This window comes from Ureibacillus sp. 179-F W5.1 NHS (assembly GCF_045369345.1).
GTDB classification, from domain to species: Bacteria; Bacillota; Bacilli; order Bacillales_A; family Planococcaceae; genus Ureibacillus; species Ureibacillus halotolerans.
This window is the reverse complement of the sequence record NZ_JBIQFG010000014.1, coordinates 50,877-67,732: the sequence shown is the minus strand read 5'-3', so window position 1 is coordinate 67,732 and position 16,856 is coordinate 50,877. Positions and strand designations below refer to the sequence as shown.

Annotated in this window: 16 protein-coding genes and 1 pseudogene; 13 read left to right on the top strand and 4 right to left on the bottom strand. The window is 34.5% G+C overall.

The window, feature by feature from the left end; all coding sequences use genetic code 11:
* The 3 genes and pseudogenes from ACH0B5_RS08840 to ACH0B5_RS08830 all read right to left on the bottom strand — a co-directional run.
* Positions 1–232 (bottom strand): annotated as a pseudogene (locus ACH0B5_RS08840) (hypothetical protein); the annotation flags it as partial.
* A gap of 231 nt (positions 233–463) precedes the next feature.
* Positions 464–2,143: a sigma-54-dependent transcriptional regulator gene (locus ACH0B5_RS08835; RefSeq protein WP_122972716.1), complete on the bottom strand. Its 1,680-nt coding sequence runs from the start codon at positions 2,141–2,143 to the stop codon at positions 464–466.
* A gap of 45 nt (positions 2,144–2,188) precedes the next feature.
* Positions 2,189–2,791: a TetR/AcrR family transcriptional regulator gene (locus ACH0B5_RS08830; RefSeq protein ID WP_122972717.1), complete on the bottom strand. Its 603-nt coding sequence runs from the start codon at positions 2,789–2,791 to the stop codon at positions 2,189–2,191.
* A gap of 198 nt (positions 2,792–2,989) precedes the next feature.
* Between ACH0B5_RS08830 and ACH0B5_RS08825 the strand changes: the two genes are divergently transcribed.
* The 9 genes from ACH0B5_RS08825 (at position 2,990) to ACH0B5_RS08785 (ending at position 12,173) form a co-directional block, all read left to right on the top strand.
* Entirely contained in the window at positions 2,990–3,727 is a 738-nt protein-coding gene (locus ACH0B5_RS08825; RefSeq protein WP_122972718.1) for an SDR family NAD(P)-dependent oxidoreductase, read from the top strand.
* Between the two features lie 234 nt (positions 3,728–3,961).
* Positions 3,962–4,744 (top strand): 3D domain-containing protein, encoded by a 783-nt coding sequence (locus ACH0B5_RS08820; RefSeq protein ID WP_122972719.1) that lies wholly within the window; start codon positions 3,962–3,964, stop codon positions 4,742–4,744.
* Positions 4,745–5,244: 500 nt separating this feature from the next.
* Positions 5,245–6,543, top strand: coding sequence for an ammonium transporter (locus ACH0B5_RS08815; protein WP_122972720.1), 1,299 nt, complete (start codon positions 5,245–5,247; stop codon positions 6,541–6,543).
* Between the two features lie 81 nt (positions 6,544–6,624).
* Positions 6,625–7,587 carry a DUF294 nucleotidyltransferase-like domain-containing protein gene (locus ACH0B5_RS08810; protein WP_341362224.1) on the top strand — a complete coding sequence of 321 codons (963 nt, stop codon included), beginning with the start codon at positions 6,625–6,627 and terminating at the stop codon, positions 7,585–7,587.
* 32 nt (positions 7,588–7,619) lie between these two features.
* A complete protein-coding gene (locus ACH0B5_RS08805; protein ID WP_122972722.1) occupies positions 7,620–8,345 on the top strand; it encodes an exonuclease domain-containing protein in 726 nt (241 codons plus the stop codon).
* Between the two features lie 312 nt (positions 8,346–8,657).
* Positions 8,658–9,401: a GTP cyclohydrolase II gene (locus ACH0B5_RS08800; RefSeq protein WP_122972723.1), complete on the top strand. Its 744-nt coding sequence runs from the start codon at positions 8,658–8,660 to the stop codon at positions 9,399–9,401.
* A gap of 14 nt (positions 9,402–9,415) precedes the next feature.
* On the top strand, positions 9,416–10,525 hold the full coding sequence (gene ribD, locus ACH0B5_RS08795) for a bifunctional diaminohydroxyphosphoribosylaminopyrimidine deaminase/5-amino-6-(5-phosphoribosylamino)uracil reductase RibD (RefSeq protein WP_341362223.1): 1,110 nt from the start codon (positions 9,416–9,418) through the stop codon (positions 10,523–10,525).
* A complete protein-coding gene (locus ACH0B5_RS08790) occupies positions 10,522–11,604 on the top strand; it encodes an FAD-dependent monooxygenase (protein ID WP_122972725.1) in 1,083 nt (360 codons plus the stop codon). Before ribD ends, ACH0B5_RS08790 begins: the two co-directional genes overlap by 4 nt.
* A 17-nt stretch (positions 11,605–11,621) precedes the next feature.
* A complete protein-coding gene (locus ACH0B5_RS08785) occupies positions 11,622–12,173 on the top strand; it encodes a 5' nucleotidase, NT5C type (protein WP_122972726.1) in 552 nt (183 codons plus the stop codon).
* Between the two features lie 75 nt (positions 12,174–12,248).
* Here ACH0B5_RS08785 and ACH0B5_RS08780 read toward each other — a convergent pair whose 3' ends face one another.
* Complete coding sequence (locus tag ACH0B5_RS08780) at positions 12,249–12,797, bottom strand: biotin transporter BioY (protein ID WP_122972727.1); 549 nt, start codon at positions 12,795–12,797, stop codon at positions 12,249–12,251.
* A 375-nt stretch (positions 12,798–13,172) separates the two neighbouring features.
* On the opposite strand from ACH0B5_RS08780, the gene trhO reads away from it, so the two are divergent.
* From trhO to ACH0B5_RS08760, 4 genes are all read left to right on the top strand, one after another.
* A complete protein-coding gene (trhO, locus tag ACH0B5_RS08775) occupies positions 13,173–14,126 on the top strand; it encodes an oxygen-dependent tRNA uridine(34) hydroxylase TrhO (RefSeq protein WP_341362220.1) in 954 nt (317 codons plus the stop codon).
* Between the two features lie 118 nt (positions 14,127–14,244).
* Positions 14,245–15,495 carry a DNA polymerase IV gene (locus ACH0B5_RS08770; protein WP_406927733.1) on the top strand — a complete coding sequence of 417 codons (1,251 nt, stop codon included), beginning with the start codon at positions 14,245–14,247 and terminating at the stop codon, positions 15,493–15,495.
* 39 nt (positions 15,496–15,534) lie between these two features.
* Positions 15,535–16,473 carry a ribonuclease Z gene (rnz, locus tag ACH0B5_RS08765; protein ID WP_341362218.1) on the top strand — a complete coding sequence of 313 codons (939 nt, stop codon included), beginning with the start codon at positions 15,535–15,537 and terminating at the stop codon, positions 16,471–16,473.
* 83 nt (positions 16,474–16,556) lie between these two features.
* Positions 16,557–16,787, top strand: coding sequence for an acyl-phosphate glycerol 3-phosphate acyltransferase (locus ACH0B5_RS08760; RefSeq protein ID WP_406927732.1), 231 nt, complete (start codon positions 16,557–16,559; stop codon positions 16,785–16,787).
* The last annotated feature ends 69 nt before the right edge of the window (positions 16,788–16,856 follow it).

The following is a 16,856-nucleotide window of genomic DNA, read 5'->3' as shown; positions in this document are numbered from 1 at the left end:
TCAAAAAGAAACTAATTGGGTGGCAAACTTCTGCATTTTTAATTGCATTTTTCTGCACTTTTCTATTGCAAAATACAGCAGGACACCCCTCATTTCGTAGAAATGGTTCGAACGCTTCATGAGGGATACTTTCAACTAGATGATGGATATGGAAAGCAATATCATTATTTTGTAATTTTACTTCTAAATCTAAAGGCAAAACGAGTTGATTCATGTTATAATCTTTAAACATAAGGATCCTTCTTTCTGTATAATTTTGTTGTGGTGACTTAATTTTATCAGAAGTGGTCCTTATTTTTTATTTAAAATAATCAAAGCCGGTGAAATTTTACTTATCGTAAAATTTCACCGGCTTTTCATTTCAGAGGTGGGTTATGTCCCAGCCTCTTTATCATACTTAAGTGTATTTTTGTCTTCTTTCAAGCAGACGGGGTAGACCTTTTAGTAAAGTTCTTAGAAAGCTTTAATTCCCCTCATTTTTTAACTTTCTCCATAAAGTTGCTCGATTAATTCCGAGGCGTTCTGCCGTCTTAGATTGATTAAAATTTTCTTCCTTTAACACAAGTTCGATAATTTCTCTTTCAATTTCTTTTAAAGTGCCTTTTAAAGAAATAGGTTTTAAACAATGACTTTGTTGTTTTAATATTCTTTCAACAGTTTCATGTTGTATTATATAGTCTTTTTCGTTTAGTACAATTTGTTTCATGATAGAGTGCAGATCATCTATATTAAATGGATAGTTCGTTTCTTCCAGTAAAGTAAGGGATTTGTTTTTAATTTTAACGGGAGTTGTCCCGTATTCTTCATGAAATTTGGATAAAAAATAGTGGATTAAAGGTACGATATCTTCTTTTCGCTCTTGAAGAGTAGGTAGTTGAATTTTATTACACTTTAACCATTCAAAGGATTCGAATTGATAATTATGTTCACATAATACAAACATATGAATATGTTTTTCTAGACAATTTTGAATGAATGCAGATAAAACTTCAACTTCTTCGATTAATTCACAATGTTTTAATTTAATCGTTCTTACATATTGTATTGGAAGTGTATTTAATTGATTGATATCAAAATATTTAAAATCGATCGTTAATAATAATCCATCTTCATGTTTTTCATGAATATAAGTTGAAATAAAGTCTTTTCCTGTACCTTGCTCTCCGACAAGTAAAATTGGTTCTTTATGTTTGAAAAGTAATTCTACCTGTTTGTACACATGTTGTATTGAACTCGATTCTTTAATGACAGGCTTATGAAGTGAATGGGTTTGAACAGTTAAACCGTGTTGATTGATAAGGTGATTATATTTTTTCAATACAAACAGTTTATATCCAAATTCTGAGACGTAATATCCTTTTATTTCAATTACATCATTATCTACTACTAGTAATTTTGAAGCCCTCGGTTTTGTATCATTCATGTCTGTATTCAATATGTATAAATGATCCTTTAAATCACGAGTAAAATTTAACGTAGAAAAATGTTCATAAATGATATGGTTTTCCTTACTAAGAACAACAATATTTTTATATTTACTTTGAACGATTTGCTCAAATATTTTACTTGGTACATCTGCATAATTTTTGTATTCATTGATCTGTTTGGCCCGTTCGAGTGCTTGTAAAATCGTTTCTTTACTTGATTGGATTAAAAATCCTTTCAGTCCATAGGTTTCGCTAATATGGGTTACAAGCCTATCGCCAATAATTTGTTTAAACCCTTTATTTTTTAATTCTAAAATTAAAGGGGGAATCTCTTCTAAATGTTCCACAGTGTAAATTGAAATAGGGATATCCATTAAACCGATAATCGCCTTTGCGACATGGGTAATGGATTGCATGCCAATAAGGGCAGATTTAGTCGTTAAATTCGATGCTAATGAAAGGGAACGAATTAAATCATATCCTGATATGTGCATATCAATTACTGGTTTTTTTACAGCATTTTTAATTAACTTTGCAGTTGTACCTCTACTTATAAAAATATCGGTCGCACACTCTTCTTTAATAGCGATATTTACCCCATCTTCTAAGCTGCCGACGGATGTGCGAATAATTAATTCTGGAAAGAGGGCGCAACATTCGCTAACGACAGGTACCATTGTGGCATAAGGGGCTATAACATGTACTCGACTCTTCATTTTCTTTACACCACTTTTCTTCAAGTTATAAAAATTGTGTTTTACTTATTTACCAATGTATTCATAAGAAGAAATATGGGTTTTTGTTAAATCGATAATATCGTTGATAAAATCTTCTTCAGATCGACTAAAACTACTTGTAATCCAATCCATTAGTAATCCATAAAAACCATAAGAAGTATATAATTTAAAGTAATCCATATTAACAGGTGTATTATTAATCGTTTTAAAGATAAATTGCTCTTTATATATTTTAGTAATCGTCAACGGAAACTGGGTATGTAGACCAGGTAACGTATTTTCATATTTGACAAGCTCAAAAAAGTTTCGATTTTCATAAATGAAATGGACGATATGAAAAGCCGGTTTCGTTAACTGGGATGTATTTACTCTTTGCCCATAAATATATGGTTGTCCGACAGCTTCTTCTAAACCTTTTAACATTGATTCTAATAATTCTTTTGCTAAATGTTCCTTGTCTTGAAAGTGAACATAAAAAGTACTTCGATTATAGTTCGCGTATTCGACGATATCTTTCACGGTAATCGAATGGTAGCCAATTTCTTTAGTCAAATCGATAAGTGCTTGTTTAAAATGGGTTTTTGTCCTATTTTGGCGTCTAGTTGTTTGGAGATCGTCTTTTGCCATTAGAATCCTCCTTATTTCAACACAAAGCATAAAAGTGTCTATGTAATCAACACATTGAATTATATTAATGATTGTACCATGAAGTGAGAAGAGTACAATGAAATTGTAAACAATATAGAACACTTTACATAGGGATAATTTACCATTAGTCAATGGGGTTTAGGTTCTATTTTGTAAAACTATTTGGGAGGTATATACATGGCTAAATTACAAAATAAAGTAGCGGTTATTACTGGTGGAGCTTCTGGTATTGGAGCGGCTACTGCTCGTCTTTTTGTAAAAGAAGGAGCGAAAGTAGTACTTGTTGATTTAAATGAAGAAAAAGGAAATGCTTTTGAGGCAGAATTAAAAGAACAAAACGCCGAAGCTTTATTTATAAAAGCAAATATTACAAGTGAAGAAGAAGTGGCAAACGTTTTTAAACAAACAATTGAAACTTTCGGAAAAGTAGATGTTGTTTTTAACAACGCAGGTATTGGTCGTGTTCATTCATCCCACGACTTAGAATATTCTGAGTGGAGAAATACAGTAAATGTAGATTTAGACGGGGTGTTCTTAGTTGCCCGTGAAGCAATTCGTGAATTTTTGAAAGCTGATGGTGGGGTAATTGTCAACACTGCTTCTATGTATGGTTGGGTAGGATCTCCAGGTTCAGCGGCATACAATGCAGCAAAAGGTGGAGTGATTAATTTAACTCGTTCATTAGCTTTAGAATATGCTGAACAAAATATTCGTATTAATGCATTATGTCCTGGTTTTATTGATACACCAATTATTCCTGAAGAAAGTAAAGAAGCATTACGCTCTATGACACCGATGAAACGTCTAGGTAAGGATGAAGAAATGGCTAAAGCTGTTTTATTTATGTCTTGTGATGATTCTTCATTTATGACTGGAAATACATTAACAGTTGACGGTGGATATACAGCTCAATAATTTTTTTATACAGAATTTCGTTCACACATTAAGAGACTGGTTTCGTAGTTGATTGCTATGAAATCAGTCTTTTTTTATTGCATAAACGAAGATTATGAAATTATTTCAAATGTTACAAATATTTCATTTTATTTCTATTTTTATATCAATATGTATAATCCTGTAAAACCCTGGAGAGTACTTAGTCCATAAATTTCATTACAAATTTCGAAAAAAATGTAAGGAGGACTAAGTATGAAGTCTAAAATCGCTTTACTAACTTTATTTCTAGTATTTTCGTTTACTACAAATTCTTTTGCTATGGACATAGATAAATCCGCAATGCACACGAATGGTGTCATTGAACAACTCATTATTACAGATGCGTTGGAAAATGTACTGTTTGATGATGTTTTAGAGAAAGACAAAGTGTTTTATAAGGCGGCACAACCAGAAACGTACAAAGTAAAGGAAGGGGACAACCTATTCCGGATTGCTTTGAATCATCAAATTGAATTAGAGGATTTAATGGAATGGAATAATTTAAAAGACTACACAATCCATCCTGGTGATGAACTGATTTTGTATAAGGATAATAGCAAAGAAGGTAAGAAAACAACTGTTGCAGATGCTTCTTCAACAACGACAAAAGTAAAACAAGAAAAAACAACAAAGGAAAAGAAGGCTCAAACAAATACAAAAACATCTAAAAGCACAAAGGTAAGTTCAAGTCCAGAACCATCAACAGGAAAAGAAATGACTGTGACAGCAACAGCTTATACAGCTTATTGTGAAGGATGTTCAGGAACAACCGCAATAGGAATTGATTTAAGAGCAAACCCAAACCAAAAAGTAATCGCAGTGGATCCTAATATTATTCCCCTCGGATCGAGAGTTTGGGTGGAAGGATATGGGGAAGCTATTGCAGGGGATACTGGTGGTGCCATTAAAGGAAATAAAATAGACGTCTTCATTCCTTCCCAAAATCAAGCTTTGGAATGGGGAAGAAAAAAAGTAAAAGTGAAAATTTTGAATTAATCATATGTTACAAATGTGAAGCAACCCTTAAAGATCATTCTTTAAGGGTTTTTTGTCGATTTATAACGGAAAAGTTTCAAAAGTGTCATTAATTAATAAATGAAAAAGGATAGCGTGATAGATAGTCATGATTTATTGATGTAAAGAAACGTTACATATAAGTATTATTTCATTACAAAGTATGATGTAGTTTGCTGTGGAACATTTTTCCTACTATCAACTAAAAAATATGTATTTAATATGAGTGAAAGGTTGTGTTTTTATGAAATCGCATACATAAATGATGATAGATCAATAACGATGAATTTCATTTTTCCTAGTTGTCTATTGTTTTTACTTAAATGTCACATTTTCTAACATCTATGAAAATAATTAATGAAAATTGTATTGACATTAATAAAATATAGGATAAAATAAACGTAATAAAACATGTTACATTTCCTAACATCATAGAATAACTTAAAGTAACGTAGAGTTTTGAAAGAAGGGAGAATGAGTTTATGGAAGCTGTTCAAGTATTAATGGATAACCTGTGGGTAGGGATTGGTGCCATTTTAGTTTTCTTCATGTTAGGTGGATTTATTTTACTCGAAGCAGGCTCGACTAGAATGAAAAATGCAGGTCATATTGCTGGGAAAACAATCTTTACAGCTGGGATTGGAACTTTAGTGTTCTGGGCAGTTGGTTATGGTTTTATTTATGGAGATGGGAATCCCTTTATCGGGTTATCAAATTTCTTCTATGGCGACGCATCTGCTCCAGAAGGTGGTTTAACGACTGCTGTAGATTTTTCTTTCCAAGTCATGTTCGCATTAGTTTCGTTAACAATCGCCTTTGGTGGCTTTGCTGAACGAGCAAAATTATCGGTATATGTTATTTTTGCCATCCTATTTAGTGCTTTCATTTATCCAGTTGTTGCCCATTGGATTTGGGGCGGTGGTTGGTTAGCAGAGCACGGGAAGCAAGATTTTGCTGGCTCAACGGTCGTCCATTTAACGGGGGCAATGGCTGCACTAGCTGCTACGATGATCTTGAAACCACGTATCGGTAAATACAATAAAGATGGTTCGTCGAATGTTCTTGCAGGACATAACCAGGTTTATACTACATTAGGTGTCCTTATTCTTTGGGTTGGTTGGTTTGGTTTCAACGGTGCTAGTACGTTTGGTGTTGCTGATGGTTTCTTTGGCTATGTTATTCTAAATACTCAATTAGCTGCTGGTGCGGGTGCTGTGGCAGCAATGTTTACAGCTTGGGCTAAAACAGGTAAAGCAGATGTTCCAACAACATTAAATGGTGCTCTTGCAGGTTTAGTAGCCATTACGGCTTCTTGTGGATTTGTAGCTCCCTGGGCTGCGGTTGTAATCGGATTGATCGGCGGTATTATGGTCGTATTCAGTATGCAATTATTTGAAAAACTTAAAATCGATGACCCAATTGCTGCGTTATCTGTGCACGGTACTGTGGGGGTTTGGGGCACACTTTCAAATGGTCTATTTGCATTACCAGCACTATCTACTGACATTGATTGGGGTCAAGCAGGATTATTCTACGGTGGTGGCTGGGAACAATTAGGCGTTCAAGCTTTAGGTGTTGTAGCATCTGGTGCTTATGCATTTGTTATCTCATTCATTATTCTTAAAATTATGGATAAAGTGATGGGTGGTCTTCGCGTTTCAGAAGAAGAGGAAATCATGGGCTTAGATATGTCTGAACACGGAAGCTACGGTTATCCTGAACAAATGGCGTTAGAAGAAGCGAAATTAACAACAGCTGCAACGAAGGAAAAATTTTCATGAATAAATAAGTGATATACTTTATACTTAATCAAAAAAGCCTCTGATTTTCAGAGGCTTTTTGTATAAAAGGGAAGTGTAGGAATGGAAACGTATGAGTCAATTAAAAAGTGGAAAGATGCGCATATTTCTTCCTACTTATTAAATAACGTTTCTCTCAACGAATTTCATGATCAAGTGATGTTGAAAGTGTTACATGTTGCGATGGGCAAAATTGAATGGTCAAAACCTCCATGTGAATTTATTTGGTTTATTACTGGTAGTGGGGGCCGTTTTGAACAAGGGTTGATTAGTGACCAAGATCATGGCATCGTATATGAAATTTCAAATGAAGAAAATGATCAGTATTTCAAAGTATTAGGGGAAGAGCTGTCTTATGGGATGGATTGTGTAGGTTATCCTTATTGTAATGGGAATATTATGAGTTCTAATCCAATTTGGTGTAAGTCACTAGAGCAATGGCGCACTCAAATTATCCATTGGATGGAAAACGAAAGTTGGGAATCTATTCGTTATTTACAAATTTTTTATGATGCTAGAGTTCTATATGGGAATACAAATTATATCCAACAATTAAAGTCTATTATATTAGAATATCAACTTGAACACCCTTCTCTATTAAGTAGATTTGTAGCAAACGTTAAACATATAAAGTCTGTAATTGGTCCGATGGGGCAAATTTTAGTTGAACAACATGGTGTTTATCAAGGTTGTATTAATTTAAAATACGCTGCCTTTTTACCATACGTAAATTCCATCAGACTTTTATCTATAAAAGAAGGGGTTTATAAAACTTCGACGTTAGAACGGATTGAACAACTTAAGAAAAAAGTGAGATATAAAGACTTGCTCCAATATAGCTTTGAAAACTTTTCAACGCTGATCACTTATCGAATGTCTTTATTTCATTCGAAAAATTATGATGATACCCATTACTTAAATATAAAAAAATTAAGTAAAGAACAACGGAAACAGTTGAAACGAATTTTAAAAGATGGCAAAAAGCTACATGATTCGGTAGTAGAGTTAACGTTTTTAAAAAGTTAAAAGCTTAAATTTTGTAATAGAGGGTGTTCCAAATGGCATTTGAACCATTTATGCAATTATTAAGAGGTATTCAAGGAAGACGCGCCCACGGTGGAATTGGTGGCATCCAAAATTCACAACAAATGGCTTATTTAAGACATTTACAAAAAGAGATGAATAAAGAAAATGCGATGAATGTGCCTTTGAACCAATTACCAGTCGTCGTTTTTGATATGGAGACTACCGGTTTTTCACCGGAAAAAGGTGATAGTATTTTATCGATTGGTGCAATTAAAATGCAGGGTTCGCGCATATTAGAAGGTCAAGAGTTTTATTCGCTTATCCACTTCGATCAAAAGATTCCAGAGGAAATTGTTCAATTAACGGGGATTACTAATGATGATGTAATATCGGCACCGCCATTAGCCGATGTATTCATTCGATTTTTTCAGTTCATAGAAGGTTCAACCCTTGTTGCCCATCATGCGAATCATGAAAGGAGTTTTATGCAATATACTAGTTCCAAATTGTTTAAAACCCCTTTTAAACACCGTATAGTGGATACATCCTTTCTTTATAAAATAATAGAACCAAATTTTCATCACGTATCACTAGAACAACTATGTGTTCATCATCAAATTCCGGTTATAAATCGACATAACGCTTTAGGAGATGCGAAAATGACAGCCAAACTGTGGAGTCTCTATGTTGAAAAGGTATTGGAAATTGGATGTGAAACATTAAATGACGTATATAATCATTTTGCCAAAATGTCATAAAATGAAAGCTCTAAATTTTCATTTAGGGGCTTTTTTTATTTCTATAATTATAGTATCTTTCATTGAATTTAGTTTTTAAACAAAGATCTAGTCATAAGAATTTTTACATTCTTTTACTGGATCTTTGTGTGCATGCACCTTTTTTGATTTCATTTATTACATAAGCTATAGTTAAGTTGTGATTGATAGAAAGTTGATTAAACTACTAGGAATTTTAATTGACTTCTTTTACTTATTATTATAAACTAAGTTACGAAAAGTAACTTAACTTTGTATGCAGTCAAGATTAACTATAGATAGGTGAGATGAATGATGAAAAATCTTTCAAATACAAAAGAAATACTTATAAATAAAATGAATTTAGTACCATTTAATGATAAAGAGAATTTATGTATTGTAGGTCCAGTGCAATTGCCAATTAAACAGGGTGATTTTGAGACTACGTTTCAATGGTATACATGGTTAACTGTTAATAAAGAATTCGAAACGAAAGAAAAGGTATTGGAATATATTGTGGATGCAGATTTGGCATCAAAACAACAATCCTCCGTTTTAGTTTACGGAGACTTCTTCAATGGAGATGATGCGATTATTCGAATGCACAGTATTTGCCATACAGGTGATATTTTTGGAAGCCAACGTTGTGATTGTGGATACCAGCTCCATGAATCGATGAAAATGGTTGAAGAACATGGATGTGGAGCAATCTTCTATTTAGCAAACCATGAAGGACGTGGAATCGGTTTATTTTCTAAATCATTAGCCTATATATTACAAGAGGAAGGCTACGATACTGTAGAAGCGAATCATGCGTTAGGTTTTGAAGATGACTCCCGTAGTTATGAGGAAGCGATTCGAGTATTGGAAAGTTTAAGAGAAAAACCAGTAACGTTAATTACAAACAATCCAAAAAAACTTGCAGCTTTGCAATCCCATGGCCTCCTTGCCCATAAACATATTCCGTTATGGGGTGGATTAACTGAAACGAATCGTCATTATTTGGAAACAAAAATTAAAAAATCAGGTCATATTGCAGAAAAGCAATTAACGGTTTAAGGAGTATTTCCAATATGAAAACAGATTATGAGTATATGCAATTAGCTTTAGATTTAGCTGCTTCAGCAAAAGGGAACACAAATCCAAACCCAGTTGTAGGAGCAGTTCTCGTAAAAGATGGAGTAATTGTAGGGACAGGTCTTCACCGTAAAGCAGGAGAGCCCCATGCAGAAGTGCATGCCTTTCGGATGGCTGGTGAACATGCAAAGGACGCTACATTATATGTAACGTTAGAACCTTGTTCCCATTACGGAAAAACGCCACCTTGTGCAAAGTTAGTAAAAGAGTCGGAAGTAAGCCGTGTTGTTGTTGCGACAACGGATCCGAATCCAGCTGTTGCTGGACGTGGTATTAACATGTTAAGAGAAGCAGGCATTGAAGTAGAAGTAGGTTTACTGGAAAAAGAGGCAAGAAAGTTAAACGAACGTTTCATTCATAATATGTTAACAAGTAAACCTTTTGTTATTTCCAAATTTGCGATGACTTTAGATGGAAAGATTGCCACACGTAATGGCCAATCGAAATGGATTACAAGTGAGGAAGCGCGACTTCAAGTTCACGAATTGCGTCATGAGGTTGATGCGATTTTAGTTGGGATTGGCACAGTATTAGCAGATAATCCATCATTAACAACTAGACTTCCCCATCGCAACGGGAAAAATCCGATTCGAATTATTTTAGATAGTGAACTGAAAACGCCTCTAAATGCAAACGTAACGGATACAAGTGAAGCACCTACCATTATTGTTTGTAGTACGAATGTAGATGAGGCGAAAAAAAGTCAGTTCCTAGAAAAAGGTGTAAAAATTCTTTCTATCGAAAAGAATACTGATGGACTAAAGCTAGATGACATGCTGGATGAACTATACAAACTTGGGATTACTGATGTTCTAGTAGAAGGTGGGGCTGAAGTAAATGCCTCATTCCTAAGAGCAGGTTTCATTAACAAGTTTCTCGTTTACATTGCTCCGAAAATACTTGGTGGAAGAAATTCTAAAACACCATTTACTGGTTTAGATGTGGATACGATGGACGCGGCTTTACAGCTTGAATTCGATTCATTTGAAATGGTTGGACCGGATATATGTATTACAGCATATCCTAAGCTTGGTGAAACGAAATGAAATTGAAAAGGGATGTATGTATTGTTGGCGCTGGACCTGGAGGAGCTTTACTTGCATATTTATTGGCCAAACAAAATATATCTGTCATTCTTTTAGAACGTTTTAAAGAAATAGCAAAGGAATTTCGCGGGGAACATTTAAATGAAGAAGGCGAAGAAATACTAAAAAAGTACGGTTTATTTGAGAAAGTGGAAGAACTTGGGATGCTCCGAATGGAAAGATTGGAATATTGGGAAGATGGCAAACTGTTTAAAACGGTATTGCCTGATCCGACTATTGGACATTTAGGTATCCATGTTCCACAATCTAACCTTCTAACGGTGCTTATCAATGAAGCGAAAACATTTGAGCAATTTTCATTAATGACTAGTACAACAGTAATCGATTTAATAAAAGATGAAGAAGGCGCCATTAAAGGAGTAAAAGCAAATCAGAATGGCAAAGAGATTTTAATCGAAAGTAACCTCGTAATTGGGGCAGATGGACGTTATTCAATCGTTCGCAAAAAGGCGGGCATTGATGTTACAGTTCGAAAGCATGGTTATGATTTATTATGGGCAAAAATTCCAGCACCTACCAATTGGGAGCCTACTATTAAAATGGCTTTAATCGATGGAATGCAGCTTTCTCTTTTTACCCAGACAAATGGTTTTATCCAAATCGGCTGGAACATCCAACAAGGTTCGTTTCCAATGCTAAGAAAACAACCCTTTACTCCATTTATCGAAAAATTAATCAAAGCATTCCCCCAATTAGAAAGGACTGTTCGGAGTCATATTCAATCGTGGAGCGATTTTGTATTACTTGATGTGTATAGTAATTATGCAGAACAGTGGGGAAAAAAGGGTGTTGCGTTAATTGGAGATGCGGTCCATACGATGACACCAACAGGGGCCTTTGGATTAAATAGTGCTATGAAAGATGCGGATACGTTAGCATCGATACTAACCGAGGAAACGATGTCTGAATTAGAATTAATCCAATGTTCAAAACAACGAAAAAAAGAAGTAGCGAGACTTCAAGAAATTCAAATTGAAAAAGAACAAACATTTGCGAAGCAATTTGTTATTTATTCATAAGGAAAGTAGGAGCTTTTGTGAGATTTGGTTTTGATATAGATGATACACTGATTAATTTAAGGGAACATGCCTTTCATATTTATAATAGAAAATTAAATGTAAATGTTGGATTGGAAGTGTTCCGTGAATTAAAAACTGTAGAAATACACGAAGCCTTTGGTTTAGATAAAGAAACAGGCAGCCAAATGTGGGGGAGTCTTTTAGAAGAAATCTATTTTACCGATTGCCCTGCTTTTGAAGGTGCCATTGAATTATTAAATCAACTTGAACAAGAAGGGCATGAAATATTTTATATTACTTCTCGTCCGAAAGAATTTTGTTCCAGAACAAGACAGTGGGTCAAAGCAAAGGGATTCCCTGTACATGATGAAAATTTCTTCTGCGGCATGCAAGATCAAGAGAAAATTGACATTATAAAAGAATTGAACCTGGATTATTATTTTGATGATAAGCCAGCTGTACTTGACACATTAAAGGATATTTCCACTAAAGTATTTGTAAAGGATCAATCTTACAATCAACATGTTAATATTCCAAGAGTTACAACATGGAAGGGATTTTCTTATTAAGCAAATAAAAAGTCGAGCTATTCGTCTATATGCGAATAGCTCGTTTTAAATAAAAAGAAGCGATTTTATAAAATGTTATGTAAGCTGTGGTAGAAGATGGGCACTTTCTAAACGTTTACGAACTAGTACCCCAAGCCAAGCTGCCATCAATGCTTTTATAATCCCTACAATGATAAATGGAGCTGCTCCTCCCATAAATGCTGCAGTCCAAGATAAATCACCGACAAATTTTAACCAAGAAGTACCGAAAGCTAACGTTATAACCATCCCAATAATATTCGAAATAATTGCATGAAGATAGGATGTTCTAAATTTGTCCATATATATTCCCATGATATAGGCTTGAACTAAGAAACCAATAATATAGCCTCCTGTAGGGCCTACTAAAACGCCAAATCCACCGGAAAAACCTGAAAAAACAGGTAAACCGATTGCACCAAGTAAAATATATAATAATACGGATAGAGTGCCATATTTAGTACCTAGTATGGTCACAATCAGACCGACGGCTAGAGTTTGTCCTGTAATTGGAATAAGAGGCAGTGGAATTGTGATTTGAGCTAATACGGCAATAATTGCTGCACCAAATGCGGTGATAACGTAAGAATAGGTTTTTGATTTCAAATGGATACCCCCTTTTTGTGTTAACTTATTTTTAATTTTAGTTTACACAAAGAGATTAGTATACTATGCGATAAATGTCAACATAGTTCGTTTAAAAAAACTGAAAATAATAAACCTTAAGTTTGTGTAGACTTTCGTATGAGTTGAGAATATCACAATTCAGACTTATGTATGAGGAAGTAACCATTACTTTTATGGTATATTATAAATTATGTGATTAATTAATCATTTTTTACTTTATAAAAATCTTCTTTAGCGTTTTTGTATGTTATAATCCGCCTAAAGATGCAAGTTTAAAATGTTAACTGATTACTTAAACGAAAAAGATATACTATCAATATATCTTGCAAATATACATGATAGGTGGAAAAAAAGATGGATTACAGAGTATTACTTTATTATTATTACACAACGATTGAGGATCCAGCAGCATTTGCCGCTGAGCATTTGGCCGCTTGTAAAGAATTAAATTTAAAAGGTCGTATTTTAGTAGCAAATGAAGGAATTAACGGTACTGTTTCAGGTACTGTTGAAGATACGAATGCGTATATGGAAATGATGCAAAATTCTCCTTTATTTAAAGATATCGTCTTTAAAATTGATGAAGCAGAAGGTCATGTATTCAAAAAAATGCATGTACGCCCTCGTCCAGAGCTTGTAAATTTAAGCTTAGAAGACGATATAAACCCAAAAGAAATTACTGGTCGCTATCTTTCACCTGCTGAATTTATGGAAGAAATGCAACGGGAAGATACGGTTGTGTTAGATGTGCGTAACACTTATGAATACGATGTCGGTCATTTCCGTGGGGCGATTCGTCCTGAAGTCGAAACATTCCGGGACACTCCAGCATGGGTACGGGCAAATAAAGAATTATTCGAAGGAAAACGGGTATTAACTTATTGTACAGGCGGTATCCGTTGTGAAAAATTCTCCGGCTGGTTAAAACGAGAAGGAATCGGGGAAGATGTTGGTCAATTACATGGTGGTGTTGCAACATATAGTAAAGACCCTGTTGCAAAAGGCCAACTTTGGGACGGACAAATGTACGTTTTCGATGAACGTTTAACAGTTCCAATTAACCAAGTTGAACACAATATCGTTGGTAAAGACCATTTTGACGGAACACCATGTGAACGTTACATTAACTGTTCAAATCCAGAATGTAATAAACAAATTTTATGTTCAGAAGAAAATGAATTAAAACATTTAGGTGGTTGTACACTAGAATGTTCTAAACATGAACGTAATCGTTTTATTGAAAAACATGGATTGTCTGAAGAATTCGTTCAACAACAATTAAAATGGCTTGAAGAAATGTATGCATAATAATGAATTGGGAGAAGGAATAAATCATCCTTCTCCTTTTTTATTGCACTAAATAGGATAGAACAGTAAGAATATGATAATATTTTAATGAATTGATTTTATTGATGGAGGTGAGAGTATGACGAAGGGTAGAATTATTTTACATGTTGATATGAATAGTTTTTATGCATCGGTAGAACAGTCCCATCGACCAGAATTGAAGGGGAAAGCGATAGCTATTGCAGGAAATCCAAAAGAACGTCGTGGAATAATTGTCACAAGCTCTTATGAAGCGCGGGCAAAGGGTATTTATACAACGATGAATGTTGGGGAAGCCATGAGAAAATGTCCTGAGTTGATACTCTTACCGCCTGATTTTCCAAAATATCGAAATGCATCGAAGGCAATGTTTACAATTTTACGAAGTTATACATCACTAGTAGAACCAGTATCGATTGATGAAGGATATATAGATATAACTGAAATTTCTTCTGAACGGCATCCTTTGGAAATCGCTCAAGAAATACAAATGAGAATTTATAATGAACTGGATTTACCTTGTTCCATTGGTGTTGCCCCGAATAAATTTTTAGCAAAGACGGCATCGGATATGAAAAAACCGATGGGAATCACGATACTTAGAAAAAGAGATGTCTCTTCCAAACTATGGCCTCTGCCAGTCATTGAAATGCATGGTGTGGGGGAAAGTACGGCGAAAAAACTGGAATCGTTGAAAATATATACGATTGGTGACTTAGCCCATGTTGAAGAATATATGATTCGACAAGCTCTTGGTAAAAATGGAGTACGTTTAAGGGCACGTGCGAATGGGGAAGATGGTCGAAAGGTAGACCCAAATTCAATATATGAGACGAAGAGTGTAGGGAATTCCACAACTTTACCGACAGATGAAACGGATATTCAAGCTTTGGAAAAAACCTTTGAGACTATATGTGGAAAAGTGGCGGAACGTTTGGATGCGAAAAAATTATGTGGATCAACTTTAAGTATACAAATACGGGATGCAGATTGGCATAATCATTCAAAAAGTAAAACCTTCCAAAATCCAATCTATAATAAAAACGTGATTTATGAAGAAGCAATCAAATTATTTCATCAATTATGGGATGGTACACCAATTCGACTTCTTGGAGTGACCGTTTCCAATGTGTTTGATCGAAAACAATCGGTGGAACAGCTATCTATTTTTAATTTTGAACAATACGCAAAACAAGAACCGATTTATGAATTAATTGATAATATTGAACGGAAATTCGGTAAAGGAGCCATTCAAAAAGGGATGGAAGTGGGTAAACAAACCTACGCCTCCAAAACGAGTTTTAGTAAAGATTTTTTGGAAGATTTAAAGGATATCGACTCCGTCGAGTAAAATGTCCCTGTAAATAAATAGGAAAAATGGAGGCTAGAAATGGAACTGCAATTTTTAGGAACTGGGGCAGGAATGCCTTCTAAGGAAAGAAATACTAGTTCCCTGGCATTAAAACTTTTAGAGGAGCGTGGAACAATCTGGCTTTTTGATTGCGGTGAGGCGACACAGCATCAAATTTTACATACAACAATTCGCCCTAGAAAAGTCGAAAAAATTTTTATTACCCATTTACACGGTGACCATATATTTGGGTTACCTGGGTTTTTAAGTTCGCGATCCTTTTTAGGTGGTGAAGATACATTAACGATTTACGGTCCTAAAGGTTTAAAGGAATGGATTAATAGTAGCTTTGAAGTTTCAAAAACCCACTTAACCTATCCGATTGAATTTGTTGAGGTAGAAGAAGGAGTCATATTTGAGGACGATCAATTCATAGTAACTGCAAAATTGTTGGAGCATGTTATACCTTGCTATGGTTTTCGTATTGAGCAAAAACCGTTGTTAGGAGAATTGTTAATGGAAAAAGCAAACCGATTAGGAGTTCCAAAAGGTCCTTTGTTAGGGAAACTAAAAAATGGTGAAGATGTAACATTAAATGATGGAACAACAGTTTTCAGTAAAGATGTAACGGCGCCTCCGAAAAAAGGTTTTATTGTTACCATTTTAGGCGATACAAAGTATTGTGAAAACGCAAAAATACTTAGTCAAGAGGCGGATATTATTGTGCATGAAGCAACCTTTGATCATACAACGGGACATTTAGCAGCAAGTTATGGCCACTCGACTAATGTGGAAGCTGCAAAAATTGCCCGAGAATCAAAGGGGAAAAATTTAATTTTGAATCATATAAGTGCTCGATTTTTACCCTATGATTTACAAAAAATATTAAGTGAAGCAAAAGAGATCTTTCCTAATGTATCTATAGCAAACGATTTTACCTTATACCAATGGAGAAACAATCAATTAACGTTGGAGTAAATCAGGAGACTAATTCTACTAAAATAAGAAAAAAGTAGAATAATCGAGATGATTTATGTATCATAGAGCGAGGAGGGGATGTTATGAATCAAACTAAAATTAATCCTGCTGTATTACGTTTACTTGTCATATTTCCAAACGTATTAAGCTACATGTTACTTTTAGGGGTCATTATTTACATCATTACAAATTTCGCAGCATTAAAAGCAGCAAATGGGTTAACATTTTGGCTCATTCTCGTTATAATCCTTGGCCCTATGGCGATTTATACAACGTATTCCATTGTTAAAAGAATAAAAGCAGGAGTTTTATAAAAAACGCGTACGCAAATTTCAACAATTGCGAACGCGTTTTTTCTCGAAATACATAAAGAATTGTAATAA